This is a genomic window from Priestia sp. LL-8 (genome assembly GCF_036227845.1).
GTDB classification, from domain to species: Bacteria; Bacillota; Bacilli; order Bacillales; family Bacillaceae_H; genus Priestia; species Priestia zanthoxyli.
In genome coordinates this window covers 393,880-420,067 of record NZ_JAZAQH010000001.1, presented here as the reverse complement: position 1 = coordinate 420,067, position 26,188 = coordinate 393,880, and the positions used below count along the sequence as shown (strand labels likewise).

The window sequence follows — 26,188 nt, the reverse complement described above, 5'->3', positions numbered from 1 at the left end:
CGTTTAGCTATATATGTTTCAGCACCGCAAAATTACTGATAATCGACAACATATTCTTTTTTATTTCTCCGCCAACTTCTTACGATCAGTTGCCATTGGAGGTTCTTCCATCCAACCTTGCTCAATCATAATCCGAATTCCATCTTTTCCGTACTTTCCTATACGTCCAATTAGCTGAGAAAATTCTACTGCTACATCCGAACGGAACGACATAGACAAACCAGCACCACAGTTATCAATAGCGATCGTCACCGCTGTGGAAGTATGATACATCATCAGTTTATCTGAAAACGGTGAAATCGTTGAGTTGGTTACATATGCATCAAGCAGCCTCGGACTTGGTAAATCAGCTTCAGACAGTAACTCGGTGAAGTGCTTGATTTGCTTACTCGCAAGTTTGACTCCATCAAAAAAATAAGAGCGTAATTTTTGTGTGGTAGCTACTTGACTAAATGCCAGCATCAGCGTTTTACCTAATACATTTGTATTAACAATTTCTTGAATAGCCGTAACCTCCAAAGAAGTTAAAGGATGCATTTGAGAGAAAAGTGGTGATATAAACGTTTTCTGGTCCACAAAATTCACTTTTACAGGATAAGGAATAACTGGAGGTCTCATCAGCATGCTTTTGCTTAAAATAACGTGGTTAGAACTCTCTAAAAGACTGTCGCTTTCTTTTACACATCGGGATAGATGGTCATAAATATCTTGCCTTCTCACTGCGCTTAGCGCTCTGGCATATTTCTTCATACCTCCAATAGCCATTTCATTGACATAGATAGCCATAAAAATATCATCAAATAAAGCAGGAACTCCTTTGTTCACATCTTGTTCCCCAAAACCTACTGGGATTGGAATTTTTTCCGAACTGAATAGTTCCGTCAATTCGTCTACATGAGTTTGTGAAATATGATGTGCTTTTTTTAAGAGGTCCTTAATCTCGGGATCTTTTACAACAGATAGAAAATACCCAAGAACACATACATATAGCGTATCGCCTAAATATTGCGCCCATAAGTAACCTAACTCGGCTGCGTTCAACCGCTGATTTTGTTGATGTTTTTGCATTTCCCTCTTTATATTTTCGTTCATTCACTTATTCTCCTTTTGGATAAAGTCGTACTTTTACTATCTCCAAAGAAGCGTTGAATAAACCGCATAAAAAAGACCTAGATAATAAGTCTAGGCCTTTTAGGTTATGCATATTTCTGGTCTTCTGTCTCTTTTCTAAAAAAGCTTTTCATCGCGTGAAAAACGTCTGATTTTTGTTTTAAAATAAAATGTCTAAAACTTTCGTCTTGAATGTTTTTGTACGCGGACATTAAAGTAGAATGTCGATTGTACTGATTTACTTCTCCATACCCAAACATATTTGACACTTTCATCAATTCATTTACTAACTTTACACACCTTGCGTTATCTGAAGTTAAGTTATCGCCATCTGAAAAATGAAACGGGTAAATATTATAGCGGCTCGGGTCATACTTTTGATTAATTAATTCAAGCGCTTTTCGGTAAGCAGATGAGCAAATGGTTCCTCCGCTTTCTCCTTTTGAGAAGAAGTCTTCTTCTGACACTACTTTTGCCTCTGTATGATGTGCAATAAATTCAATTTCTACTGTTTCATATTTCGTACGTAAAAAGCGTGTCATCCAAAAGAAAAAGCTACGTGCCATATATTTTTCCCATATGCCCATCGAACCGCTCGTATCCATCATAGCTAAGACGACCGCTTTCGATTCCGGCTTTATAACTTCATTCCACGTTTTGAATTTTAAATCCTCTGGATAAATAGGATGAAAAGTAGGCTTTCCTGTCATTGCATTTCGCTTATAAGCGCTCATCATCGTTCGTTTTTTATCAATATTCCCCATCAAACCTGTACGTCGTATATCATTAAATTCAATGTGTTCCACAACAATTTGATCAGATTCTTTTCGCTGAAGATTAGGCAATTCTAATTGAGCAAATAAAGCCTCTTGAAGCTCCATGAGGGACACTTCCGCTTCAAAGTAGTCTTCTCCAGCCTGGTCTCCTGCTCCTTGACCTTTTCCTGCTCCTTTTTGACCATCTCCTGCAGATCCGTCACGTGCTACTACATCCCCAACTTTACTGTCTCCATCACCTTGACCCACATGTTTGTTTTTATCATAATTGTACCGAATTCGATATTCATCCAATGATTTGATCGGAATTTTAACGACTTCTCTTCCATTGGACATCACGATATTTTCTTCTGTGATTAAATCCGGTAAATTATTTTTAATGGCTTCTTTAATTTTTTCTTGATGTCTTTTTTGATCATCGTGGCCTTTACGATGGAGGGACCAGTCTTCTTTTGAGACAGCAAAACTTTTATCTACTTCTTTTCCCACGCTATTCCCCTCCTTATTTAAAAAACACCTGCACGTTTTTACTTGGCATGCATAAGCTATACCGAAAGTTTCTGACAAATACCTTTAGTTCAAAGGTTGGTTACTCTTATCCTATGCGCAAGAATGCTATACTTGCTAACTAATTCTTTCACTATTAACTATTCATTTTATAGTGTCTAGTGTCATGTATATGTTTATGACTTATCATATGATGGTTAAGTACAATGCGTACTACACATTAGCCTAATTATGCAGAGTTTATTTGAAGAGATAAGAAAAACATGGCACAAATCGGAAGTGCCATGTTTTCTTGTTAGTACTGAGTTATCGATTTAACAAACTTCCTACATAGCGCAGCAATTCATTAGCAGATACTGAATTGTACCCATGTTCATCAATCAATCGAGCCACCACTTCATTCACTTTCTTCAGCTGCTGCTCATCTGGTGTTTTAGTAGACGTTGTAATTTTCACTACGTCTTTTAAATCTGCAAACAATTTTTTCTGAATCGCTTCACGTAAGCGCTCATGCGAATTATAGTCAAATCGTTTTCCTTTACGTGCATAAGCGGAAATACGAATTAAGATTTCTTCGCGGAATGCTTTTTTCGCGTTTTCTGAAATACCAATTTGTTCTTCAATTGAGCGCATTAATTTATCATCTGGATTTAACTCTTCTCCTGTTAGCGGATCGCGAAGCTTATTTTTATTGCAGTATGCTTCGACATTATCTAAATAATTATCCATTAATGTTTTAGCAGACTCTTCGTACGAATAAACGAACGCTTTTTGCACTTCTTTTTTAGCAATTTCATCATATTCCTTACGCGCCAGAGAAATATAATTCAGGTAACGCTCTCGGTCCTCAGCAGAAATAGACGCATGCTGTGCTAACCCTTCTTTCAATGAACGCAGTACATCTAATGCATTGATTGATTTAATATCTTTTCGAATGATGGTAGATGAAATGCGATTAATGACATAACGAGGATCAATACCGCTCATTCCTTCATCCGTATACTCTTTTTGTAACTCTTCTACGTCTGCATCGTTATAGCCTTCTACAGATTGACCGTCGTATAGACGCATTTTCTTTAATAAATCGATATCGCCTTTTTTAGGCTCTTTTAATCTTGTTAACGTAGTAAAGATAGATGCAATACGCAACGTATGAGGGGCAATATGAACATCTGATACGTCACTTTCACGAATCATTTTGTCATAAATTTTTTCCTCATCACTCACTTTCAAGTTATATGGAACAGGCATTACAATAATTCGTGAATGCAAAGCTTCATTTTTCTTATTGGAAATAAACGAGCGATACTCTGTTTCATTTGTATGCGCTACGATTAATTCATCTGCACTAATTAAAGCAAACCTTCCTGCTTTAAAGTTTCCTTCTTGGGTTAAAGAGAGCAAATGCCATAAAAATTTCTCATCACATTTTAACATCTCCTGGAACTCCATCATTCCCCGGTTTGCTTTATTAAGCTCTCCATCAAAGCGGTAAGCACGCGGATCTGACTCAGATCCATACTCTGCAATTGTTGAAAAGTCAATGCTTCCTGTTAGGTCGGCAATGTCTTGAGATTTCGGATCAGAAGGACTGAACGTTCCAATTCCAGTTCGTTTGTCCTCTGAGAAGAAAATGCGTTCGATAATGACGTCTTCAATTCTGCCGCCATACTCTTCCTCTAATCGCATTGTATTTAAAGGAGATAAGTTTCCTTCGATTCGGATACCATACTCTTCAAAGAAGTCTTTACGCAAATGATGTGGAATTAAATGCAGCGGATCTTCATGCATTGGGCATCCTTTAATAGCGTAAACAGCTCCTCGATCAGTAAGCGAATAAGCTTCAAGCCCTCTTTTTAACATGGTCACTAGCGTCGATTTACCACCACTTACTGGACCCATTAAAAGTAAAATACGTTTACGAACATCTAAACGCTTTGCAGCTGGATGAAAATATTCTTCCACCAAGCGTTCTAGCGAATCTTCAAGTCCAAACATTTGTCCACTGAAAAATTTATAATGTCTTTTACCATTTACCTCTTCAATTCCTGCATCCTTTATCATGTTGTATACTCTAGAGTGTGCAGGCTGAGCAATTAAAGGCTCATCTTTAATCAGCTTTAGGTACTCTTCAAATGTCCCTTCCCACTTAAGACGATTCTCTTCTTCGCGGTATCTTTCAACTTTCTTTAATATATCCATTAAAGGACCTCCCCTACTAGTTATGGTGCTAGTGAACAAGATTAATACAATCTATGCAGCAAAATGTTTGAACATGCTTTTTAAATTGTAAAATTCAGAAATTTGTCCTTGCTAGGCATTCACAGTGAAGTATTTATTAGCTATAATAAAAGAGTAAGAAGGAACGGTTAAACTTTATTAGAGAACTTACGTCTCTAGAAGAGTTATTTTGTCATTATTATCATCATGAGATATGGGAAGTCGGTTTTAACTGCAGTAGCTGTATAATCCTTTTAATTAGATTGAGGAGGAAAATCAATGCGCTTACTTTTAGTATTAGGAGTAACAATTGCTTTTTTAGCATCCATCTTCAGAGCGGGATACAATGATAAACCGGGCGTTAAAAAATAACCACTACATATCATCGTCGACATAAATAAAAAAGCGAGGTTCAATAAAATTTGAACCTCGCTTTTTATTTAAGATAAACCAGCGTAATTTTGTTGACGCAGCGCTTCATAGATTAAAATAGCTGCTGTATTAGATAAATTTAAAGAACGAACATTTTCTGTCATCGGTAAACGAAGACATCTTTCCATGTTCTCTTCAATAATGTGCTTTGGCAGACCCTTTGTTTCTCTTCCAAATACGAAGAAATGATCCTGCTCTAAGTCACTATAATCAAATGTTGTATGTGGCTGCTGACCAAATTTTGTGATGAAGTAAAAGCCTGCTTCAGGATACTTCTCGAATACTTCTTCTAATGAATCATGATACACCACATTTACAAATTCCCAGTAATCCAATCCAGCTCGCTTTAACATTTTATCATCTGTTGAAAAGCCTAACGGCCGAACTAAATGCAGCGTCGTATTTGTTGCTGCACATGTTCGCGCAATATTTCCTGTATTTGCTGGAATTTCTGGTTGAAATAACACTACGTGTACTCCCACAAATTTTCACCTCTGCTAACAAATCTATTCATCATTATACCACTAACTTGCTAAAACGAAAGACTTACCGGTCAACGATATGGAAAAAATCATACTTAATCTTTGGCGTGTAAGCCGTTGAATCTTCATAAGCCCAATATCTCATTCGACTATTATACGTGTTCGCATTCACAAGAGGCATACCATGACCGTCTTTTGCTACAACAATCGTCGTATGATTCCATCTTCCATCTCCTTCAAAATCGTAGCAGATAACGTCTCCGGGGACAAGTTCGCTTGCTGAAGATTTCCGCACGGCCCGAAGTCCTGACTTGGAGTTACTTAAATAGCTGTGCATGGAATGAGCAACGGCCCAGCTATAGCTCCAGGCGTTCCCTCTCATCCACCATCCGTTTGCTTTTTTAGGATATCCCCGCATCGGCGCCTTTCCTGCATGCAAACACTGTGAGATATAGTTGGTGCAGTTTACCTCAAACTGCTTATAACTTTCATTAGGTTTATCCCAATGTTTTTCTGCATACTGAACAGCCGCAAGACGATCATAATAAGAGGCTCTTTCTTCGTCTTCCTCTACTTCTTCTACATCCATTTCAACCTCATCTTCAGAAAAATCCTTTACCAGCAGCTCATCTTGAATAAGTGTATCTTTATAAAAAAGCGCTAAACGATCTTCAATTTCCTCTTCTATATAGAAAAAATCGTTTTGTTTTAAAAATGCCTGAATGTGCACCTTATATAATACTCTTGTTTCTTCCTGATCCGTATGAGCAGATTGAATAGAACCTTTCATATTACATTTTAAAACATCAACTTCTCTTTTTTTTATAAGAGACCGCTTTAGCTCACACTGCTGTTCAATGAAAGGCTTAAAGTCTTCATGAAGCTCACCTTTTACGTAGCTGTCCGCACGCGCTTTAATTAAAGTATATAATACATTCCTTTTTGTTAGCATAATGTCACCACTTTTCTAAGCGTTTATTATACGCTATGACTCATTAGCTAACTTTATCAATAAAAATACGGTTTAGATCTCTTGAAGCATCTCTATACCTTTTGACATTTCTTCAATTACTTCTTGGTCCTTTTCTTTTTCTCTTAAGTTCATAAGTGTATCTAATGCTTCTTTATCACCAATTTTGCCTAACGCCCATGCCGCCGTTCCTCGAATAACAGGGCGAACGTCATTTTTAATTAACTCAATTAAATCTGGAACGGCGGTTTGATCTTTAAAATGGGCCAGTGCAATAATGGCATTACGCTGAATTGGCTTTTTCCCTCTCCAAGATCCTGAAACATGTCCAAATTTCTCTTTGAACTCACGATTACTCATCGTTAAAAGCGGTTTTAATTTAGGCTTCGCAAGTTCTGGGTCAGGCTCCATCTCAGGGTGAAAATGAAAGTCTTTTCCTTTATTTTCAGGACACACAGTTTGACATGTATCACAGCCATATAAACGATTGCCTAATTTACTTCGAAATTCTTCAGCTAAAAATCCTTTTGTTTGGGTTAAAAAGGCAATGCATCGCTGCGAATTCAGCTGACCGCCTGTTACAAGCGCGCCGGTAGGGCACACGTCCACACACTTATTACAAGTACCACAACCGTCCTCTATCGGTTTATCAGGAGGAAACGGGATATCTGTAATCATTTCTCCTAAATACACGTAGGAACCAAATTCAGGTGTAATAATGGCACAGTTCTTACCGCTCCAGCCAATACCAGCTCTTTCTGCTACAGCTCTGTCCGACAGCTCGCCTGTGTCTACCATCGATTGAAGGATAGCTGCAGGTACTTTTTCTTGTATGAAGGTTTCAAGCTTTTGAAGCCTATCACGAAGAACCGTATGATAATCTTGCCCCCAAGAAGCACGGCAAAAGATTCCTCGGCGATCTTCCTTTGTGCTCTTTGGTGCATCTTTTAATTTAGAAGGATACGCAAGTGCAATTGAAATAATAGATCTAGCTTTTGGAACAACTAACGTGGGATCTACTCTCTTTTCAATATCAGGTTCTTCAAAGCCCGAAGCATAACCTAACTCTTTCTGTGCTAACAATCGATTCTTTAACTCATCAAACATAGAAGCACTCGCAAATCCAATCTTATCAATTCCAATCTCTTTGCTGTATGAAATAATTTCTTCCTTTAACTGATACGCATTCATAGTGAGTAATGGCCTCCTTTCTAAGAAATTCTATATATTCATGCATTGAACTGTTTTCTCACTCAATGAAATGATAGGATGGTATCTATAAACGAACAAATACTAATTATAATAGAAAGGATCAAAAAAATGAACTTTACATTATCACCCGCTATTAAACAGCTTTGCCCTTCTTTTAAAATGGGAATCATTCAGTATAAAAATATTGAAGTTGGCGATTCTCCTCAAATGCTAAAAGGACGTCTGCGCCTCTTTCAAGAATCCATTTATTTCGACCTTGAGTCAAAAAAAGCAGCAGAATTTGAAGGTGTTAGCGAGTGGAGAAAGCTTTTCAAAACATTTGGAACTGATCCAAGTAAATACCGTCCTTCAATAGAGGCTTTAATTCGGCGAATAGGAAAACAAACGTATTTGCCTTCTATCAATTCCGCTGTGGACATTAATAACTTTTTTTCATTGCAATATGAAGTACCAATTGGAATTTATGATTCCTCTAATTTAGAGGGCCCCATCGAATTTACTATCGGTAAAAAAGAAGAGTCTTATGAAGCTCTAAATGAACGTAACATTTCTTTAGAAAATAAAATCATTTCAAAAGATGCCTTAGGAGCTTTCGGAAGCCCTTATGTCGATTCTAACCGAGCGTACGTAACTGAAAAGACAACACAAGCTGTACAGTTCATTTATTTAAAGCCTTCACTTTCAGAAGAACAGGCTTATAAACTAACTAAATCCCTAAGTGACATGTTCATTCAAATTCACGGCGGCGAAGCAACCTATCAAGTCATTAACTAATGTACGCAAATATAGCGTCTATCTTTTCAAGATAGACGCTATATTTGCGCTAAAAATAAAAAACGCAACATCTCAGCTTTGAAAGCGAGACACTGCGTTGTGATAACAATATGTATGGAGCGGGTGATGAGAATCGAACTCACGACATCAGCTTGGAAGGCTGAGGTTTTACCACTAAACTACACCCGCAAATATTATCAAAATTTGTCGACCGATAAGTAAAAATAAAAACAGGAATCATCCTGTCAAGTAAAGCTAAAGTACCGATGGTCGGGGTCGAACCGACACTCCCGAAGGAACACGATTTTGAGTCGTGCGCGTCTGCCAATTCCGCCACATCGGCAAAATAAAAAAGGCAAGTTAAAATTATAAATGGTGCCGAGGGCCGGACTTGAACCGGCACGGTAGTCACCTACCGCAGGATTTTAAGTCCTGTGTGTCTGCCAATTCCACCACCCCGGCAGCTTGTAAATAAATGGAGGCGGCAACCGGATTTGAACCGGTGATAAAGGTTTTGCAGACCTCTGCCTTACCACTTGGCTATGCCGCCATTTACTCAAGACTAAGTAACTTTATTAAAATTAAATTGGAGCGGAAGACGAGGTTCGAACTCGCGACCCCCACCTTGGCAAGGTGGTGTTCTACCACTGAACTACTTCCGCAAATATGGCTGGGCTAGCTGGATTCGAACCAACGCATGACGGAATCAAAATCCGTTGCCTTACCGCTTGGCGATAGCCCAATATTGGAATATGCATATCGTTTATAAATGGGGCGACTGATGGGAATCGAACCCACGAATGCCGGAACCACAATCCGGTGCGTTAACCACTTCGCCACAATCGCCACGTATATATGCAATGTTATTTTTATAATTGGCAGGGGCAGTAGGAATCGAACCCACACTGACGGTTTTGGAGACCGTAGTTCTACCTTTAAACTATGCCCCTGTAAATGGTGGAGGGGGGCAGATTCGAACTGCCGAACCCGAAGGAGCGGATTTACAGTCCGCCGCGTTTAGCCACTTCGCTACCCCTCCACAATAACTGTGGTGCCGGCAAGAGGACTTGAACCCCCAACCTACTGATTACAAGTCAGTTGCTCTACCAGTTGAGCTACACCGGCATTTTAAAAACAAATGTTTTTAAAATGGTGGCTCGGGACGGAATCGAACCGCCGACACAAGGATTTTCAGTCCTTTGCTCTACCAACTGAGCTACCGAGCCTTATTAAATTTAAAATGGCGGTCCCGACGGGAATCGAACCCGCGATCTCCTGCGTGACAGGCAGGCATGTTAACCGCTACACCACGGGACCACTTGGTTGCGGGGACAGGATTTGAACCTGCGACCTTCGGGTTATGAGCCCGACGAGCTACCGAACTGCTCCACCCCGCGATGATAATAGATAATATATGGTGGAGGATGACGGGATCGAACCGCCGACCCCCTGCTTGTAAGGCAGGTGCTCTCCCAGCTGAGCTAATCCTCCACTATTATGTAGATGAAAATAAATGGTGACCCGTACGGGATTCGAACCCGTGTTACCGCCGTGAAAGGGCGGTGTCTTAACCGCTTGACCAACGGGCCACTGTGCTAATTAAATGAAAATGGCGGAGAGCAAGGGATTTGAACCCTTGAGACAGCGTTAACCGCCTACACGATTTCCAATCGTGCTCCTTCGGCCACTCGGACAGCTCTCCAAATGGCTCCACAGGTAGGACTCGAACCTACGACCGATCGGTTAACAGCCGATAGCTCTACCACTGAGCTACTGTGGAATAATAACAGCCTGGCAACGTCCTACTCTCACAGGGACAAAGTCCCAACTACCATTGGCGCTAAAGAGCTTAACTTCCGTGTTCGGTATGGGAACGGGTGTGACCTCTTCGCTATCGCCACCAGACATATTATATTATACATGATTTAATAAAGAAAGCAAGACTTTTTTTGAAAAGTTTTGTTCTCTCAAAACTAGGTAACAGTTTGCTGAGTAAAGCTTACGCTTTTAAAAGTTTGGTTAAGTCCTCGATCGATTAGTATCAGTCAGCTACACATGTCGCCACGCTTCCACCTCTGACCTATCAACCTGATCATCTTTCAGGGATCTTACTAGCTTGCGCTATGGGAAATCTCATCTTGAGGGGGGCTTCATGCTTAGATGCTTTCAGCACTTATCCCGTCCACACATAGCTACCCAGCGATGCCTTTGGCAAGACAACTGGTACACCAGCGGTGTGTCCATCCCGGTCCTCTCGTACTAAGGACAGCTCCTCTCAAATTTCCTACGCCCACGACGGATAGGGACCGAACTGTCTCACGACGTTCTGAACCCAGCTCGCGTACCGCTTTAATGGGCGAACAGCCCAACCCTTGGGACCGACTACAGCCCCAGGATGCGATGAGCCGACATCGAGGTGCCAAACCTCCCCGTCGATGTGGACTCTTGGGGGAGATAAGCCTGTTATCCCCGGGGTAGCTTTTATCCGTTGAGCGATGGCCCTTCCATGCGGAACCACCGGATCACTAAGCCCGACTTTCGTCCCTGCTCGACTTGTAGGTCTCGCAGTCAAGCTCCCTTGTGCCTTTACACTCTACGAATGATTTCCAACCATTCTGAGGGAACCTTTGGGCGCCTCCGTTACATTTTAGGAGGCGACCGCCCCAGTCAAACTGCCCACCTGACACTGTCTCCCGGCCCGATCAGGGCCGCGGGTTAGAATTTCAATACAGCCAGGGTAGTATCCCACCGACGCCTCCACCGAAGCTAGCGCTCCGGTTTCTCAGGCTCCTACCTATCCTGTACAAGCTGTACCAAAATTCAATATCAGGCTACAGTAAAGCTCCACGGGGTCTTTCCGTCCTGTCGCGGGTAACCTGCATCTTCACAGGTACTATAATTTCACCGAGTCTCTCGTTGAGACAGTGCCCAGATCGTTACGCCTTTCGTGCGGGTCGGAACTTACCCGACAAGGAATTTCGCTACCTTAGGACCGTTATAGTTACGGCCGCCGTTTACTGGGGCTTCGATTCAGAGCTTCTCCCAAAGGATAACCCCTCCTCTTAACCTTCCAGCACCGGGCAGGCGTCAGCCCCTATACTTCGCCTTGCGGCTTCGCAGAGACCTGTGTTTTTGCTAAACAGTCGCCTGGGCCTATTCACTGCGGCTCTCTCGGGCTATACACCCTACCAGAGCACCCCTTCTCCCGAAGTTACGGGGTCATTTTGCCGAGTTCCTTAACGAGAGTTCTCTCGATCACCTTAGGATTCTCTCCTCGCCTACCTGTGTCGGTTTGCGGTACGGGCACCTCCCGCCTCGCTAGAGGCTTTTCTTGGCAGTGTGGAATCAGGAACTTCGGTACTATAATTCCCTCGTCATCACAGCTCAGCCTTTATGATGAGCGGATTTGCCTACTCATCAGCCTAACTGCTTGAACGCGCATATCCAGCAGCGCGCTTACCCTATCCTACTGCGTCCCCCCATTACTCAAACGGCGGGGAGGTGGTACAGGAATATCAACCTGTTGGCCATCGCCTACGCTTTTCAGCCTCGGCTTAGGTCCCGACTAACCCTGAGCGGACGAGCCTTCCTCAGGAAACCTTAGGCATTCGGTGGACAAGATTCTCACTTGTCTTTCGCTACTCATACCGGCATTCTCACTTCTAAGCGCTCCACCAGTCCTTACGGTCTGACTTCGCTGCACTTAGAACGCTCTCCTACCACTGACATCAAAGATGTCAATCCACAGCTTCGGTGATACGTTTAGCCCCGGTACATTTTCGGCGCAGAGTCACTCGACCAGTGAGCTATTACGCACTCTTTAAATGGTGGCTGCTTCTAAGCCAACATCCTGGTTGTCTAAGCAACTCCACATCCTTTTCCACTTAACGTATACTTGGGGACCTTAGCTGGTGGTCTGGGCTGTTTCCCTTTTGACTACGGATCTTATCACTCGCAGTCTGACTCCCATGGATAAGTCTTTGGCATTCGGAGTTTGACTGAATTCGGTAACCCGTTGGGGGCCCCTAGTCCAATCAGTGCTCTACCTCCAAGACTCTCACAACATGAGGCTAGCCCTAAAGCTATTTCGGAGAGAACCAGCTATCTCCAGGTTCGATTGGAATTTCTCCGCTACCCACACCTCATCCCCGCACTTTTCAACGTGCGTGGGTTCGGGCCTCCATTCAGTGTTACCTGAACTTCACCCTGGACATGGGTAGATCACCTGGTTTCGGGTCTACAACCACATACTAAACGCCCTATTCAGACTCGCTTTCGCTACGGCTCCGCCTTATCAGCTTAACCTTGCATGGGATCGTAACTCGCCGGTTCATTCTACAAAAGGCACGCCATCACCCGTTAACGGGCTCTGACTACTTGTAGGCACACGGTTTCAGGATCTCTTTCACTCCCCTTCCGGGGTGCTTTTCACCTTTCCCTCACGGTACTGGTTCACTATCGGTCACTAGGTAGTATTTAGCCTTGGGAGATGGTCCTCCCAGCTTCCGACGGAATTTCACGTGTTCCGCCGTACTCAGGATCCACTCAAGAGGGAACGAAGTTTCAACTACAGGGTTGTTACCTTCTTCGACGGACCTTTCCAGGTCGCTTCATTTACTTCGTTCCTTTGTAACTCCGTATAGAGTGTCCTACAACCCCAAGAGGCAAGCCTCTTGGTTTGGGCTAATTCCGTTTCGCTCGCCGCTACTCAGGAAATCGCATTTGCTTTCTCTTCCTCCGGGTACTTAGATGTTTCAGTTCCCCGGGTCTGCCTTCAATATCCTATGTATTCAGATAAAGATACTGTTCCATTACGAACAGTGGGTTTCCCCATTCGGAAATCTCCGGATCAAAGCTCACTTACAGCTCCCCGAAGCATATCGGTGTTAGTCCCGTCCTTCATCGGCTCCTAGTGCCAAGGCATTCACCGTGCGCCCTTTCTAACTTAACCATTAGCGAATAAATGGTACAACATACTGTTGTGTTATTTATTGGTTTGATTAAAGAAAAGTTTCACTTTTCCTCAGCAATTACTGTTATCTAGTTTTCAAAGAACAATCGCAACCAAAATTCTTCTTATGTAATAAGAAGAAAGTAGTGTGCTTTCTATAATTGAGAGATTAAACTCTCAAAACTGAACAAAGTGTCAAAACGTACGTCATGTAAAAATCCTTAGAAAGGAGGTGATCCAGCCGCACCTTCCGATACGGCTACCTTGTTACGACTTCACCCCAATCATCTGTCCCACCTTAGGCGGCTAGCTCCTTACGGTTACTCCACCGACTTCGGGTGTTACAAACTCTCGTGGTGTGACGGGCGGTGTGTACAAGGCCCGGGAACGTATTCACCGCGGCATGCTGATCCGCGATTACTAGCGATTCCAGCTTCATGTAGGCGAGTTGCAGCCTACAATCCGAACTGAGAATGGTTTTATGGGATTGGCTTGACCTCGCGGTCTTGCAGCCCTTTGTACCATCCATTGTAGCACGTGTGTAGCCCAGGTCATAAGGGGCATGATGATTTGACGTCATCCCCACCTTCCTCCGGTTTGTCACCGGCAGTCACCTTAGAGTGCCCAACTAAATGCTGGCAACTAAGATCAAGGGTTGCGCTCGTTGCGGGACTTAACCCAACATCTCACGACACGAGCTGACGACAACCATGCACCACCTGTCACTCTGTCCCCCGAAGGGGAACGCTCTATCTCTAGAGTTGTCAGAGGATGTCAAGACCTGGTAAGGTTCTTCGCGTTGCTTCGAATTAAACCACATGCTCCACCGCTTGTGCGGGCCCCCGTCAATTCCTTTGAGTTTCAGTCTTGCGACCGTACTCCCCAGGCGGAGTGCTTAATGCGTTAGCTGCAGCACTAAAGGGCGGAAACCCTCTAACACTTAGCACTCATCGTTTACGGCGTGGACTACCAGGGTATCTAATCCTGTTTGCTCCCCACGCTTTCGCGCCTCAGCGTCAGTTACAGACCAAAAAGCCGCCTTCGCCACTGGTGTTCCTCCACATCTCTACGCATTTCACCGCTACACGTGGAATTCCGCTTTTCTCTTCTGCACTCAAGTTCCCCAGTTTCCAATGACCCTCCACGGTTGAGCCGTGGGCTTTCACATCAGACTTAAGAAACCGCCTGCGCGCGCTTTACGCCCAATAATTCCGGATAACGCTTGCCACCTACGTATTACCGCGGCTGCTGGCACGTAGTTAGCCGTGGCTTTCTGGTTAGGTACCGTCAAGGTACGAGCAGTTACTCTCGTACTTGTTCTTCCCTAACAACAGAGTTTTACGACCCGAAAGCCTTCATCACTCACGCGGCGTTGCTCCGTCAGACTTTCGTCCATTGCGGAAGATTCCCTACTGCTGCCTCCCGTAGGAGTCTGGGCCGTGTCTCAGTCCCAGTGTGGCCGATCACCCTCTCAGGTCGGCTATGCATCGTTGCCTTGGTGAGCCGTTACCTCACCAACTAGCTAATGCACCGCGGGCCCATCTGTAAGTGATAGCCGAAACCATCTTTCAATCATCTCCCATGAAGGAGAAGATCCTATCCGGTATTAGCTTCGGTTTCCCGAAGTTATCCCAGTCTTACAGGCAGGTTGCCCACGTGTTACTCACCCGTCCGCCGCTAACGTCATAGAAGCAAGCTTCTAATCAGTTCGCTCGACTTGCATGTATTAGGCACGCCGCCAGCGTTCATCCTGAGCCAGGATCAAACTCTCCGAAGAAATGTTTGACTTGCTCATTTAAAAAATAAAAATTAACGTTGACGTTTGTCGCTTTGTTCAGTTTTCAAAGTTCAACCGCCGCTCTTAAGCGACTTTTTAATCTTACCAGTTTATCTCTTTCTTGTCAACAACTTTTTCAAGAAGTTTTTTCAAGTTTTTGATAAATTTAGTATCGCTCATCGGCGACGTATATAAATTTACCACGGATATTTTAAAGCGTCAATAGATTTTTTTAAATAAATGGTGTTTTTTTAGAAAAAGCTTTTATCAAGGATAAACCAATGCTGTCAATTTATACGTCGGGGTATCTATACATCATAGTCGAGCCGTATCAGATACCCCTTATCTCTCTATCATTTCGCCACATAGTGTCTATGGTACAAACTCTTTCCTTTGGTTTCTACTTTTTTCACCATAATGATGTCTTTTTCAATTAAAAACTCAAGCAGTATTCCTAAATCAATAGCATAAGGTCGTATTTCCGGATGATGAACAAGTTCATTAAACGTCCATTCCTGCTTTTCACTTTTCATAATATGAACAAGATGCTTCGCACCCAGTTCAGTTTTTTTATTTACTAGAAATTCACTTGCTAAGAAAAGCAGCTCTAAACGCTTACTAACCTCTTCTTGGCTAATAATTAACTCTTCGTAAAGACGATGGATTTCAGGTTCTATTTTTTTCACTTGGTTCCACACTGTCACTTCTGGGTGAAATCCATTTTCCAGTACAGACAGTCGTGCTAAATGATGAAGAGCATGAATCACATGATTGAATGCATCTAAATAATGATTAGACGTATAGAAGTCTTTTCCTTCTTTAAATCGACGAATCAGCTTAGCAAACTCGATCCCTATTCTCGTTGTCCGATCTTCTTTAGGGAAATCAATCAAGCGTTTCTTTAAGTTTTCCATATATTCATTTCGATCAAATAACACTTTACCATTTAAGATCCAATCAATAATACGGCGGTTCGTCCCATTCATAATCCATTCACTCATTTGCTGTTCAGAAGCCATATAAAGTGCTGCACGCTCATTTTCATATTCGTATTGTTTAATAAAAAGAGACGTTTCTGTCGTTTTGGTCACAATAAATAAGATAGCATCCAAATTATCCGTCACTGGAGATTCCGATTTCTTTTTTTCAATCAGCAGAATACCTAGTGTGTCTTTATTGCTGGCTCTTTCTTGGTATATTGGCCGTAAAACATCTTCCATTTTGAGCTCTCCTAACTGTAATAGACAAATATTTTTCGAAAAATTGAAGGGTATGGACTAAGATTTCTTTTTTTATTATATACGATGTATAACGGATATCCCACTCAGAATTATGGAAATCATTCAGAAAGCTCAAAAACCAACGATAATTTTCTGAAGATTCATTTTTTATTATCATTCACTGTCTCACTCTATGATATATTGGTAACAGGGGGGATACTGATGGGGATAAAGTATTCAAATAAAATTAACAAGATTCGCACGTTTGCACTCAGCCTGATCTTTGTTGGTTTCATTGTTATGTATGGGGGAATCTTCTTTCGGTCTTCAGTCTGGCTAATGACTATTTTTATGCTTCTGGGGCTGCTGTGCATCGTAGCTAGTACCGGCGTTTATTTCTGGATTGGCATGCTTTCTACAAAAGCGGTTCAAGTAACCTGCCCTACATGTCAAAAGCAAACCAAAATGCTAGGGCGCGTAGATATGTGCATGTATTGCAACGAGCCGCTTACGCTTGACCGGTCTCTTGAAGGAAAACAATTCGATGAAAAGTATAATAGAAAAAAACAAAAAGAAAGCTGATAGTATCACTACTATCAGCTTATTAATGCGCTTTTTTAGCCGTACAATCAGGACACGTTCCGTAAATTTCCATTCGGTGGTGACTAATATCAAAGTCAGTAATATGAGCGGCCAGCTTTTCTACTTCGTCTAAACCAGGATAATGAAAATCCACAATTTTTCCGCAGCTTTCGCAAATCACATGGTAATGCTCTGTTGTAACATAATCAAACCTGCTTGATGCATCACCGTACGTTAGTTCCTTTACAATACCTACTTCGCGAAATACTCTTAAATTATTGTAAACGGTTGCTACACTCATATTTGGAAACTTACCTTCCAGCGCTTTATAAATATCATCTGCTGTTGGATGTGTCATGGAATTGATTAAATACTCTAAAATAGCATGACGTTGTGGTGTAATACGAACGCCAGTACCTTTTAACGTTTCAAGGGCTTCTTGTAAATGATTTGACACGTCATGCACCCCTCTTCTGTAAGTATTATTACTTTATAATTCTTATAATTAGTCTACATGTTTTACCCACGTTTTGTCAACTTGATGCATATTCCTATTTTATGTAATAAGTAGAAATTATTCATATATTTTATGCAAAAAAAGAAGTGTGGAAATCAATCCACACTTTTAAATATATTAACATCTGAGGAGGTATGCCCTACACTGATATTGTATGTTCAAAGACTAAAACTGCTCTAGTTATCTGCCTGTTTTTATGCCATTTTTTCTTTAATAAATGATAAAGCTTCTTCCACATGCCCTTTTACCCGAACCTTGCGATACTCTTTTACGAGCATTCCTTCTTTATTAATGATAAAAGTGGAGCGTTCAATGCCCATATATTCTTTTCCAAAGTTTTTTTTCAGCGTCCATACTCCATACTCTTCAGCTACGCTGTGATCTTCGTCAGCCAACAGTAAGAACGGCAGGCCGTGCTTATCAATAAACTTATGGTGTTTGTCGATTGGATCCGGGCTCACTCCTAGAATCACCGCATCTAGCTCTTCAAAATTTTCATGCTGATCTCTGAAATCACAGGCTTCTGTTGTACAGCCTGGCGTCATATCTTTCGGATAAAAATACAGCACGACGTTTTTCCCTTTCATCGAAGCGAGTGATACTTGCTCTCCATTTGTAGACATCAATACAAAATCAGGTGCTTTTTCTCCAACTACAGCTGTCATATTTATCTTCTCCTTTACGCTTTTCATTTTCTTTGAATAGCGTACCCAATATCGGATAAGATGACAAGTTTAAGTGCGGGTGACAGTTCGCATCACAAAGATTGCAGGCATAATATAGCCGATAAACGCTTCAAAAGTTGCAAACAATTTCCCAATTCCAACCGGATACATATCTCCATATCCTACTGAAAATAACGTCGCTGCGCTAAAATACATGCTGTTAAACAGCGTGTAAAAATAGTGACCTTCATGTTCAAATCCTCCGCTTAACACCGGAATACTTCCCATTTCACACACCGTATAAATAAGGCTAAATCCCAATAAAACTGTGATATATGAATAAAACAAGACAAAGAAATGACCAATTGAGAAAAAATGAAATTCTCCAAGTTCTTTTTCAAAGAGAAACTTCATACTACCAATTACAAAGACAATGATAACGAGGATTAGAAAAATTACCATCATTCTACTCCTTTAATTTATACTCTATTACCACTATACGCGCGTTCTTGTCCGTTCATTACTACTCTGAAGCCACGAAAAAGAGCAGGCATTTAATTGCCTGCTCCTCTGTATTTTTTGACACCTGTATTCCATAAGAAAATAGAGATTCCAAAAAAAACGATTCCCATCACTGGGGTTAAAAATGCATATCCGTACCATTCAGCCCTTCCTAAGAAATAAGCAGCTGGATATACGCCTACAAATGCAAAGGGAAGAATCCACGTTAAAACATATCGAATGACATTATTATAAATATCTACAGGATACCTTCCGTAGTTTCCAATATTATAAATAGTAGGCATAATAGAGGTTCTGGCATCCGACCAGAAGCCTATGCTTGCTAAGGCGATGAAAATTCCTGCGTAGACAAGCGCTCCTCCTAAAATAAATAATAGAAAAATAAAAACATCATACCACTGGAAATGAAGATGTAAAGAAGACGCAGCGTAAGCCATTACTGCAATCCCTGTGATACCACCAAACAATGATTCTAGTTCCATCCGCTCTAAAATAACTTGAAACAAACTGTGAATCGGCCGCGTTAAAATTCGGTCCATTTCGCCTTTAACAATGTAGCGCTCGTTGAAATCCCAAATGTTAAAGAAAGACGAAAAAATAGCAAAAGGGACCAAAAAGAAACCATAAATAAAGATAATTTCCTCTCGTGACCATCCGTGCAGCGACTGAGTATGTCCAAATACAACTAAAATAAAAATCAAATTAACTGTTTGAAACAATAAGTCTGAAATGATTTCAACTACCATGTCGGTGCGATACTGAAGCCGTGTTTTCATATATTGACTAATGTACTGAAAGAAAATCGAAAAATAAAACATTTTCATAGACTACCCTCCTTGAATAACCATTTTTTTCTTCGCTATGTTCCACAAACATGCAATAGGAATAAATAGAAGTCCTGACCAAACTGCTTGTGTGATAAGAGCATTTATTACTTCCTGCCCTTTAAATCCATTTGTGAAAATCATGCTCGGAATATAACTAATGGCCTGAAAAGGGAAATAGCTCATAATATGTTGCGCCCATAAAGGATAGAAACTGATGGGCAGAAGAAGTCCTGAAAACAAATCAATAACAACGCGCTTCGCTCGAATGAGTCCATCATTGTTAAAGAGAAAGAAAGTCGTGATACCCGTTAATAAATTGATTTGTGTATTAATAATGAAACTAAAAATCAAAGACAGTCCAAAATAAAGCCATGTTGCTGCATTTGCTGAGAACTGTACAGGAAATAAAAACGCGACAATAATCATACCGGGCACTGAGAAAAACAGCAGCCGAAAAATCCCTTCTCCCAGTCCTTGCATCGTTTTCATACCAAGGTAGCTATAAGGCTTAATTAACTCTACTGCCACTTTGCCATCTTTAATTTCCATTGCCATTTCACGGTCAATGTTATTAAAATAAAAGGCTCTTGCCATCCATGAAACGGCTACATACGTTGTCATTTGAATAATGGATAAGCCTTGAATATTCTCTTTTCCACCATAAATAGCGGACCATAAAAAGTAGTAAGCACCAATATTAATCGCATAAATCAATATTCCGCTGTAATAATTCGTCCGATACGCCAGCATCATTAAAAAGCGAATGCGTATCATCTCTATATATTTATCCATTCACAACACCTTCTTCATAAATGTTGCGGATGATTTCTTCCGTTGAAATTTCTTCAATGTTAATATCATTGATTTCATGCTTTGCCACCACTTTAGCAATCAGCTGTGACATTAAGTCCCCTTTATTTTGAAGCTGTGCTGTCCACAAATATTTTTGATCACCTTCAATCCAGTTAACAGGCATCCCTTGCGTCAATAGCTTCAACTGCTCTTTATTTGGCGCGGTTCCAAATTCAAACGTAACTTGTTTAAGGTCTCCCCAATTCGAACGCAGCTTTTGCAGCGAACCATCATAAATAATACTGCCTTCATCCAGCATTACAACGCGTTCACATAAAGCTTCAATATCTGCTAAATCATGTGTCGTAAGCAAAATTGTCGTATTATATTTTTCATTAATTTCTTTTAAAAATTGGCGGATTTTTAATTTAACTAGTACATCTAAACCGATCGTCGGTTCATCTAGAAATAGAAGCGGCGGATTATGAATAAGAGCAGCAGCCAGCTCACAGCGCATTCTTTGACCTAGAGAAAGCTTTCGCACCGGCTTATCTAGTAGCGGTCCAATATCTAACGTTTGAATAACGTGCTCCATATGAGCGTTATAATCTTCATCTGATACTTTGTATACTTTTTTTAACAGGCGAAAAGATTCTTGTACAGCAATATCCCACCACAGCTGAGAGCGTTGACCAAAAACAACTCCAATCGTTTGGGCAAACTTTTCCCTTTCTTTATGAGGGTTCATGCCATTTACGGTAATGTCGCCTGAAGTAGGAGTTAAAATTCCTGTCAACATTTTGATTGTAGTCGATTTTCCCGCTCCGTTTTCTCCTATATACCCTACCATTTCCCCTTGTTTTACGGTAAACGAAATATCGTTCACAGCTTTCATAACTCTATAATTACGGGTAAATAAATCCCGGAATGCCCCTTTAAGGCCAGAGCGGCTAGAATAGGCTTTAAATTCTTTCCGAAGTTGATTCACCTCAATAGCATTTTTCATTGTATTCCCTCCGTTACGTCGACGTATTAGTGGTTTCTTTTATTGTTTCCGGCGCCCTTGCTAGCAACTCCTCCAAGAGACGAGGAACTATTTTCTAGCAGTTAGCTCACAAATTTCTATCATACACGTTCTCGAATGTTTTTCAAGAAACAAATAAGTTTGATAGAATAAAGAAGTTGAACTTTTCATTAGGAGGCATAACATGCAATTTACAAAATCAGAACAATTACACGCTGAAGCGCTCGAACATATTGTAGGCGGCGTTAACAGCCCTTCACGTTCATATAAAGCCGTAGGAGGCGGAGCACCTGTTGCAATGGAAAAGGCAAGCGGAGCTTATTTCTGGGACGTCGATGGAAATAAATATATTGACTATTTAGCAGCTTACGGTCCTATTATTACAGGACACGCTCATCCTCATATCACGAAAGCTATTACAAAAGCAGCTGAAACGGGTGTTCTTTACGGTACTCCAACTGCTCATGAAGTCACATTTGCTAAAATGCTCAAAGAAGCGATGCCCGCATTAGATAAAGTGCGCTTCGTCAACTCTGGAACAGAAGCAGTTATGACAACGATCCGTGTAGCACGCGCTTATACTGGACGCGATAAAATCATTAAATTTGCAGGTTGCTACCACGGCCATTCTGACCTTGTATTAGTAGCAGCTGGATCTGGTCCTTCTACACTCGGAACTCCTGACTCTGCTGGTGTACCAAAAAGTATCGCTAATGAAGTCATCACGGTTCCTTTTAACGATATCGAGCCTTACAAGGAAGCATTAGAAAAATGGGGCGATCAGATTGCGGCTGTTTTAGTAGAACCGATCGTTGGAAACTTCGGAATTGTTGAGCCCGAACCCGGCTTTTTAGAACAAGTAAATGAATTAACTCACGAAGCTGGAGCGCTTGTTATTTACGATGAAGTTATTACAGCGTTTCGCTTTATGTACGGTGGAGCTCAAGATTTGCTTGGTGTAAAACCTGACCTCACTGCATTTGGAAAAATCATCGGGGGCGGTCTTCCAATCGGAGCCTACGGCGGTAAGAAAGAAATCATGGAAAAAGTGGCACCACTTGGGCCCGCTTATCAAGCAGGTACAATGGCAGGAAACCCAGCTTCTATTCTTTCTGGGATTGCTTGCCTGGAAGTACTAAAGCAAGAAGGCGTTTATGAACAGCTGGATAAGCTAGGGGCGATGCTCGAAGAAGGTATTTTAAAACATGCTCGTACATATAACATGCCTATTACGATCAATCGATTAAAAGGCGCTCTTACTCTCTACTTTACAACAGAAACGGTTAAAAACTATGAACAAGCAGAAAATACAGACGGCGAGTTATTCGCACGCTTCTTTAAACTAATGCTCCACCAAGGTGTCAATTTAGCTCCTTCGAAATATGAAGCATGGTTCCTTACTACAGCTCATACAGAACAAGATATTACCGACACATTAGAAGCAGTGGAAAAAGCATTTAAACAGTTAAGTGAAGAACGCTAATTTTTACTCTAAAGCACTCGTTTGAAAATGAGTGCTTTTTTGTCTTATCTTTGGGTTTTCTTATAGAACATCCTCACCCTTCATAACCATTTCTTACACGTCATCTCCTTTTTGTCAGCCTGTCGAAAAATCCCGAGAAATACCCTTATTTTTCTGCTTGTTTTCTCTTGATATCCATTCTTAAACCTTGTATAGTATGTTATTGTTTATATTATTTCCAACAGGTTATGTAATAAAGAAGGATTGATTTTTGCAATTTATCATTTGTTTTGGGGAACATTCTTCATAACGAAAAAACTTTTTTACAGAAAGGAACTACGAACGCACATGAAACTTGGTGCCCGCATCTTAAAAACGGGAATTGCCATTACACTTTCATTGTTATTAGGTGAATTTCTAAGTTTACCATCTCCAATATTTGCGGCAATTGCGGCTGTTTTTGCAATTCAACCGTCTATTTACAGATCTTATTTAACGATATTGGAGCAAATACAGGCGAATGTGATTGGAGCTGCTTCTGCAGTTTGTTTTGGACTTATTTTTGGTACCCATCCCATCATTATTGGTTTTACCGCTGTTGTTGTCATCGCAGTCAACTTAAAATTACGTATTAATAATACAATTGGACTTGCGCTTGTGACAGTAATTGCAATCATGGAAAATCCAGGAGATAATTTCGTTGAATATGCGCTTATACGCTTTGGTACAGTGTTACTTGGTGTATTCTCAGCATTTATTGTCAATCTTATTTTTATTCCGCCAAAGTATGAAACAAAACTGTATTATAAAATTGTAAGCACAACGGAAGAAATTATTAAATGGATTCGCATGAATCTTTATCACGCATCTGAGCACACATTGTTAAAAGAAGACATTGAAAAAATGAAAGACAATATGGCGAAGATGAATCAACTTTTCGACTTTTATAAAGAAGAAAGAACTTATTCAAAGAAAAAACGTTTTGTTAAATCACGCAAGCTTGTTTTATTTCGTCAAATGATTACCGTAACAACACGGGCTCTTACAACTTTGAAACTACTTCACCGAGTAGAAAACGACCTTCAAGTCATGCCTCAGCAATTTCAAGATTTAATCAAATCTGAAGCTGAGTGCCTTCTAATGTACCATGAGCAAGTATTGTTAAAATTCATTGGGAAATTACGCGTACAGCCAACCACTACTGTACCAAACGAAGCCTGCGTTGGAAAACGAGCTTTAATCGATAAATTTATGCAGTACAAAATATACGATAATGATGAAGAGAATAAAGTTATTTATCATATATTTCCTTTAATTTCTGTTATCATTGAGTATAGTGAAGAGTTAGAACATCTTGATAAGCTGATTGATACGTTCCAAAACTATCACAAAGATGACAACTCTTTTGATATTAATCATCAGCGACAAGAGGATTAAAAAACACCCCCTATGGTGAACCATAGGGGGTGTTTTTTAAATGGTATCAAGCTGCTGAACGTTAAAGAGCTCATAGTAGTGACCTTTTTTCTTAATTAACTCTTCATGAGAACCTCGTTCGACTACTCTTCCATTTTCTAAAAGCACAATTTCATCAACATGAGTAATTGTAGATAAACGATGGGCTACAATAAAGGTGGTACGGTCTTTTGCCAGTTCAGCTAACGCTTCTTGAATATAGTGCTCGCTTTCCAAATCTAAAGCTGAAGTGGCTTCATCAAAAATAAGAATAGCCGGATTTTTTAAAAATACGCGCGAAATGGAAATACGCTGTTTTTGGCCTCCAGACAGCTTCATTCCTCGCTCTCCCACTTTTGTATCATATCCTTCGGGCAAGTTCATGATAAAATCGTGAGCATTTGCAGCTTTTGCCGCAGCGATGACTTCTTCATCTGTCGCCCCTGGCTTTCCAAGCAGTATGTTGTTTTTAACCGTGTCACTAAACAGCACCGTATCCTGCAGGACGATTCCAATCTTATCTCGCAGGCTGCGTACTTTATAAGTTTTGATATAGATGTCATCAATAAGGATTTTCCCTTCTGTCACATCGTAAAAGCGGGGAATTAAGCTGATAAGCGTGGATTTCCCTCCTCCGCTCATTCCAACAAACGCAACGGATTTTCCTTTTTCTACATCTAAATTAATATCATGAATAACAGGTTTTTCTTCTTTCTCATAAGCAAATGAAACATTCTCAAACTGAACCTTTCCATGAAGCTCAGCGCATTCTTTTGCATCTTCTTTATCCGTAATATCATATTCTTCATCAATGAACTCAAATACCCGATCCATAGATGCAACAGACTGTGTGAGGGTAGTAGATGAATTGACCAATCGACGAAGCGGATTATACAAGCGATCAATGTAGGCAACAAATGCTACCATCGTTCCTACGCTAAGACTTTCTGTGATGACTTGATATCCAGCAAATGTAATCACGATTAAAGGCGCCAAATCAGTAATGGTATTCACTACTGCAAATGTTTTGGCATTCCAATTCGTATGATTGATTGCTTTTTGTAGAAAATTTGAATTTTGCTTATCAAATTGTTTCTGCTCATGAGGCTCAATAGCAAAGCTGCGAATAACAGAGATTCCTTGAACTCTTTCATGCAAGTGACCCTGCACTTCCGCTAAGGCCTGCGAACGGACTCTGGTTAAATGGCGCAGACGACTGTAAAAATATTTTACAGAGAACGCATAAACCGGCAGCAAAATAATCGATACCAGTGTTAAAGGTACATTCATCGTAAACATAATCACAATGGCTATTACAATCGTCATCATATCAAGCCATACATTCATTAAGCCTGTGATAACAAAGTTTTTTGTTTGCTCTACATCATTGATGACTCGTGAAATCACTTCACCCGCTCGAGTATTTGCATAGTAACGTAAGCTAAGCTTTTGAATATGGCTAAACAGCTGATCTCGAATATCATATAATACTTTGCTCGATACCCACTGAGCATAATACTGCCTGTAATATTCAATGGGAGGTCTTAACACTAAAAATATAACAAACGAAATTCCCATAATCGTCACCATTTTATGAACTTTTTCAGAGGAAGACATGCCATGTCCATTTACGATATCGTCCAAAACATATTTCAAAAGCAGCGGAATTAATAAAGGAATAGCAAATTTAATAATACCAATTAATACAGTGCCGACAATTTGCCATTTGTATGGCTGTACAAACTTCATGTAGCGTCTTATACTTCCCATAAAATCTCCCCTTTCTATCTATGAGGGCAAGCTTTCTTAGTATATGTACACGCGTCGATTTTTTAGTGCTTTTATCTCTTCTAAAACATGGTGAGCATAACGCCAAAAAGAACATTATATCAAACAGTCAGCTTTAGACGG

At 40.8% G+C, this 26,188-nt stretch carries 18 protein-coding genes, 17 tRNA genes and 3 rRNA genes; 4 read left to right on the top strand and 34 right to left on the bottom strand.

The window, feature by feature from the left end:
* Positions 1 to 60 precede the first annotated feature (60 nt).
* The 6 genes from U9R83_RS02275 to queG all read right to left on the bottom strand — a co-directional run bounded on the left by U9R83_RS02275 (position 61) and on the right by queG (position 7,688).
* Complete coding sequence (locus U9R83_RS02275; protein ID WP_328575057.1) at positions 61 to 1,092, bottom strand: DUF3231 family protein; 1,032 nt, start codon at positions 1,090 to 1,092, stop codon at positions 61 to 63.
* A 104-nt stretch (positions 1,093 to 1,196) separates the two neighbouring features.
* A complete protein-coding gene (gene yhbH, locus U9R83_RS02270) occupies positions 1,197 to 2,375 on the bottom strand; it encodes a sporulation protein YhbH (protein ID WP_014461810.1) in 1,179 nt (392 codons plus the stop codon).
* Positions 2,376 to 2,699: 324 nt separating this feature from the next.
* On the bottom strand, positions 2,700 to 4,595 hold the full coding sequence (locus U9R83_RS02265; protein ID WP_013055179.1) for a PrkA family serine protein kinase: 1,896 nt from the start codon (positions 4,593 to 4,595) through the stop codon (positions 2,700 to 2,702).
* A gap of 458 nt (positions 4,596 to 5,053) precedes the next feature.
* Entirely contained in the window at positions 5,054 to 5,527 is a 474-nt protein-coding gene (gene trmL, locus U9R83_RS02260; RefSeq protein WP_016762878.1) for a tRNA (uridine(34)/cytosine(34)/5-carboxymethylaminomethyluridine(34)-2'-O)-methyltransferase TrmL, read from the bottom strand.
* Between the two features lie 64 nt (positions 5,528 to 5,591).
* Positions 5,592 to 6,479 carry an amidase domain-containing protein gene (locus tag U9R83_RS02255; RefSeq protein WP_014461813.1) on the bottom strand — a complete coding sequence of 296 codons (888 nt, stop codon included), beginning with the start codon at positions 6,477 to 6,479 and terminating at the stop codon, positions 5,592 to 5,594.
* A 72-nt stretch (positions 6,480 to 6,551) separates the two neighbouring features.
* On the bottom strand, positions 6,552 to 7,688 hold the full coding sequence (gene queG / locus U9R83_RS02250) for a tRNA epoxyqueuosine(34) reductase QueG (protein ID WP_014461814.1): 1,137 nt from the start codon (positions 7,686 to 7,688) through the stop codon (positions 6,552 to 6,554).
* Positions 7,689 to 7,817: 129 nt separating this feature from the next.
* Between queG and U9R83_RS02245 the strand changes: the two genes are divergently transcribed.
* Positions 7,818 to 8,483, top strand: a complete 666-nt coding sequence (locus U9R83_RS02245; RefSeq protein ID WP_014461815.1) for a B3/B4 domain-containing protein — start codon at positions 7,818 to 7,820, stop codon at positions 8,481 to 8,483.
* A 115-nt stretch (positions 8,484 to 8,598) separates the two neighbouring features.
* On the opposite strand, the gene U9R83_RS02240 is transcribed toward U9R83_RS02245, so the two are convergent.
* The 21 genes from U9R83_RS02240 to U9R83_RS02140 form a co-directional block, all read right to left on the bottom strand.
* A tRNA-Gly gene (locus U9R83_RS02240) sits at positions 8,599 to 8,672 on the bottom strand.
* Positions 8,673 to 8,744: 72 nt separating this feature from the next.
* Positions 8,745 to 8,826: transfer RNA gene (locus tag U9R83_RS02235), tRNA-Leu, on the bottom strand.
* Between the two features lie 30 nt (positions 8,827 to 8,856).
* Positions 8,857 to 8,945 (bottom strand) — tRNA-Leu (locus U9R83_RS02230).
* 14 nt (positions 8,946 to 8,959) lie between these two features.
* A tRNA-Cys gene (locus U9R83_RS02225) sits at positions 8,960 to 9,033 on the bottom strand.
* A 37-nt stretch (positions 9,034 to 9,070) separates the two neighbouring features.
* Positions 9,071 to 9,145 (bottom strand) — tRNA-Gly (locus U9R83_RS02220).
* A 5-nt stretch (positions 9,146 to 9,150) separates the two neighbouring features.
* Positions 9,151 to 9,225 (bottom strand) — tRNA-Gln (locus U9R83_RS02215).
* Between the two features lie 28 nt (positions 9,226 to 9,253).
* A tRNA-His gene (locus U9R83_RS02210) sits at positions 9,254 to 9,329 on the bottom strand.
* A 30-nt stretch (positions 9,330 to 9,359) separates the two neighbouring features.
* A tRNA-Trp gene (locus U9R83_RS02205) sits at positions 9,360 to 9,433 on the bottom strand.
* 5 nt (positions 9,434 to 9,438) lie between these two features.
* A tRNA-Tyr gene (locus U9R83_RS02200) sits at positions 9,439 to 9,522 on the bottom strand.
* A 10-nt stretch (positions 9,523 to 9,532) separates the two neighbouring features.
* Positions 9,533 to 9,608 (bottom strand) — tRNA-Thr (locus tag U9R83_RS02195).
* A 25-nt stretch (positions 9,609 to 9,633) separates the two neighbouring features.
* A tRNA-Phe gene (locus tag U9R83_RS02190) sits at positions 9,634 to 9,709 on the bottom strand.
* A gap of 15 nt (positions 9,710 to 9,724) precedes the next feature.
* Positions 9,725 to 9,800, bottom strand: a tRNA-Asp gene (locus U9R83_RS02185).
* A gap of 3 nt (positions 9,801 to 9,803) precedes the next feature.
* Positions 9,804 to 9,880: transfer RNA gene (locus U9R83_RS02180), tRNA-Met, on the bottom strand.
* A gap of 18 nt (positions 9,881 to 9,898) precedes the next feature.
* A tRNA-Val gene (locus U9R83_RS02175) sits at positions 9,899 to 9,974 on the bottom strand.
* 23 nt (positions 9,975 to 9,997) lie between these two features.
* Positions 9,998 to 10,072, bottom strand: a tRNA-Glu gene (locus U9R83_RS02170).
* Between the two features lie 21 nt (positions 10,073 to 10,093).
* Positions 10,094 to 10,185 (bottom strand) — tRNA-Ser (locus tag U9R83_RS02165).
* A gap of 3 nt (positions 10,186 to 10,188) precedes the next feature.
* A tRNA-Asn gene (locus U9R83_RS02160) sits at positions 10,189 to 10,263 on the bottom strand.
* A gap of 9 nt (positions 10,264 to 10,272) precedes the next feature.
* A 5S ribosomal RNA gene (rrf, locus tag U9R83_RS02155) occupies positions 10,273 to 10,388 on the bottom strand.
* 110 nt (positions 10,389 to 10,498) lie between these two features.
* A 23S ribosomal RNA gene (locus tag U9R83_RS02150) occupies positions 10,499 to 13,434 on the bottom strand.
* 225 nt (positions 13,435 to 13,659) lie between these two features.
* Positions 13,660 to 15,211 (bottom strand): 16S ribosomal RNA (locus tag U9R83_RS02145).
* Together the 16S, 23S and 5S rRNA genes with 17 tRNA genes alongside form the textbook arrangement of a ribosomal RNA operon.
* 353 nt (positions 15,212 to 15,564) lie before the next feature.
* Positions 15,565 to 16,431 (bottom strand): nucleotidyltransferase-like protein, encoded by an 867-nt coding sequence (locus U9R83_RS02140; RefSeq protein WP_014461816.1) that lies wholly within the window; start codon positions 16,429 to 16,431, stop codon positions 15,565 to 15,567.
* Positions 16,432 to 16,653: 222 nt separating this feature from the next.
* Between U9R83_RS02140 and U9R83_RS02135 the strand changes: the two genes are divergently transcribed.
* Complete coding sequence (locus tag U9R83_RS02135; protein ID WP_014461817.1) at positions 16,654 to 17,013, top strand: YgzB family protein; 360 nt, start codon at positions 16,654 to 16,656, stop codon at positions 17,011 to 17,013.
* Positions 17,014 to 17,035: 22 nt separating this feature from the next.
* Here the strand turns inward: U9R83_RS02135 and perR are convergent, their stop codons facing one another.
* The 6 genes from perR to U9R83_RS02105 all read right to left on the bottom strand — a co-directional run bounded on the left by perR (position 17,036) and on the right by U9R83_RS02105 (position 21,342).
* Positions 17,036 to 17,470 carry a peroxide-responsive transcriptional repressor PerR gene (perR, locus tag U9R83_RS02130; RefSeq protein ID WP_013055172.1) on the bottom strand — a complete coding sequence of 145 codons (435 nt, stop codon included), beginning with the start codon at positions 17,468 to 17,470 and terminating at the stop codon, positions 17,036 to 17,038.
* Positions 17,471 to 17,724: 254 nt separating this feature from the next.
* Positions 17,725 to 18,195 (bottom strand): thioredoxin-dependent thiol peroxidase, encoded by a 471-nt coding sequence (bcp, locus tag U9R83_RS02125; RefSeq protein WP_013055171.1) that lies wholly within the window; start codon positions 18,193 to 18,195, stop codon positions 17,725 to 17,727.
* A gap of 69 nt (positions 18,196 to 18,264) precedes the next feature.
* Positions 18,265 to 18,657: an ion channel gene (locus U9R83_RS02120; protein WP_013081554.1), complete on the bottom strand. Its 393-nt coding sequence runs from the start codon at positions 18,655 to 18,657 to the stop codon at positions 18,265 to 18,267.
* Between the two features lie 92 nt (positions 18,658 to 18,749).
* Complete coding sequence (locus U9R83_RS02115) at positions 18,750 to 19,535, bottom strand: ABC transporter permease (RefSeq protein ID WP_042992595.1); 786 nt, start codon at positions 19,533 to 19,535, stop codon at positions 18,750 to 18,752.
* Between the two features lie 9 nt (positions 19,536 to 19,544).
* On the bottom strand, positions 19,545 to 20,336 hold the full coding sequence (locus tag U9R83_RS02110; RefSeq protein ID WP_014461819.1) for an ABC transporter permease: 792 nt from the start codon (positions 20,334 to 20,336) through the stop codon (positions 19,545 to 19,547).
* Positions 20,329 to 21,342 carry an ABC transporter ATP-binding protein gene (locus U9R83_RS02105; RefSeq protein WP_014461820.1) on the bottom strand — a complete coding sequence of 338 codons (1,014 nt, stop codon included), beginning with the start codon at positions 21,340 to 21,342 and terminating at the stop codon, positions 20,329 to 20,331. The genes U9R83_RS02110 and U9R83_RS02105 overlap by 8 nt, the downstream gene beginning before the upstream one ends.
* Positions 21,343 to 21,544: 202 nt before the next feature.
* Here U9R83_RS02105 and U9R83_RS02100 point away from each other — a divergent pair, with 202 nt between their 5' ends.
* Both U9R83_RS02100 and U9R83_RS02095 read left to right on the top strand, forming a co-directional pair.
* The gene (locus tag U9R83_RS02100; RefSeq protein WP_014461821.1) at positions 21,545 to 22,843 is read left to right on the top strand and encodes a glutamate-1-semialdehyde 2,1-aminomutase; all 1,299 of its coding nucleotides are present in this window, start codon (positions 21,545 to 21,547) and stop codon (positions 22,841 to 22,843) included.
* Between the two features lie 327 nt (positions 22,844 to 23,170).
* Entirely contained in the window at positions 23,171 to 24,259 is a 1,089-nt protein-coding gene (locus tag U9R83_RS02095) for an FUSC family protein (protein WP_014461822.1), read from the top strand.
* Positions 24,260 to 24,295: 36 nt separating this feature from the next.
* Here the strand turns inward: U9R83_RS02095 and U9R83_RS02090 are convergent, their stop codons facing one another.
* The gene (locus tag U9R83_RS02090) at positions 24,296 to 26,047 is read right to left on the bottom strand and encodes an ABC transporter ATP-binding protein (RefSeq protein WP_328575056.1); all 1,752 of its coding nucleotides are present in this window, start codon (positions 26,045 to 26,047) and stop codon (positions 24,296 to 24,298) included.
* Positions 26,048 to 26,188 lie beyond the last annotated feature (141 nt).

Bases quoted from the DNA above. Each gene is read 5' to 3' on its own strand.
- U9R83_RS02275 (WP_328575057.1), bottom strand. From the start codon at position 1,092: ATGAACGAAAATATAAAGAGGGAAATGCAAAAACATCAACAAAATCAG.
- U9R83_RS02265 (WP_013055179.1), bottom strand. From the start codon at position 4,595: ATGGATATATTAAAGAAAGTTGAAAGATACCGCGAAGAAGAGAATCGT.
- U9R83_RS02255 (WP_014461813.1), bottom strand. From the start codon at position 6,479: ATGCTAACAAAAAGGAATGTATTATATACTTTAATTAAAGCGCGTGCG.
- queG (WP_014461814.1), bottom strand. From the start codon at position 7,688: ATGAATGCGTATCAGTTAAAGGAAGAAATTATTTCATACAGCAAAGAG.
- U9R83_RS02245 (WP_014461815.1), top strand. From the start codon at position 7,818: ATGAACTTTACATTATCACCCGCTATTAAACAGCTTTGCCCTTCTTTT.
- U9R83_RS02140 (WP_014461816.1), bottom strand. From the start codon at position 16,431: ATGGAAGATGTTTTACGGCCAATATACCAAGAAAGAGCCAGCAATAAA.
- U9R83_RS02135 (WP_014461817.1), top strand. From the start codon at position 16,654: ATGGGGATAAAGTATTCAAATAAAATTAACAAGATTCGCACGTTTGCA.
- bcp (WP_013055171.1), bottom strand. From the start codon at position 18,195: ATGACAGCTGTAGTTGGAGAAAAAGCACCTGATTTTGTATTGATGTCT.
- U9R83_RS02120 (WP_013081554.1), bottom strand. From the start codon at position 18,657: ATGGTAATTTTTCTAATCCTCGTTATCATTGTCTTTGTAATTGGTAGT.
- U9R83_RS02115 (WP_042992595.1), bottom strand. From the start codon at position 19,535: ATGTTTTATTTTTCGATTTTCTTTCAGTACATTAGTCAATATATGAAA.
- U9R83_RS02110 (WP_014461819.1), bottom strand. From the start codon at position 20,336: ATGGATAAATATATAGAGATGATACGCATTCGCTTTTTAATGATGCTG.
- U9R83_RS02105 (WP_014461820.1), bottom strand. From the start codon at position 21,342: ATGAAAAATGCTATTGAGGTGAATCAACTTCGGAAAGAATTTAAAGCC.
- U9R83_RS02100 (WP_014461821.1), top strand. From the start codon at position 21,545: ATGCAATTTACAAAATCAGAACAATTACACGCTGAAGCGCTCGAACAT.
- U9R83_RS02095 (WP_014461822.1), top strand. From the start codon at position 23,171: ATGAAACTTGGTGCCCGCATCTTAAAAACGGGAATTGCCATTACACTT.
- U9R83_RS02090 (WP_328575056.1), bottom strand. From the start codon at position 26,047: ATGGGAAGTATAAGACGCTACATGAAGTTTGTACAGCCATACAAATGG.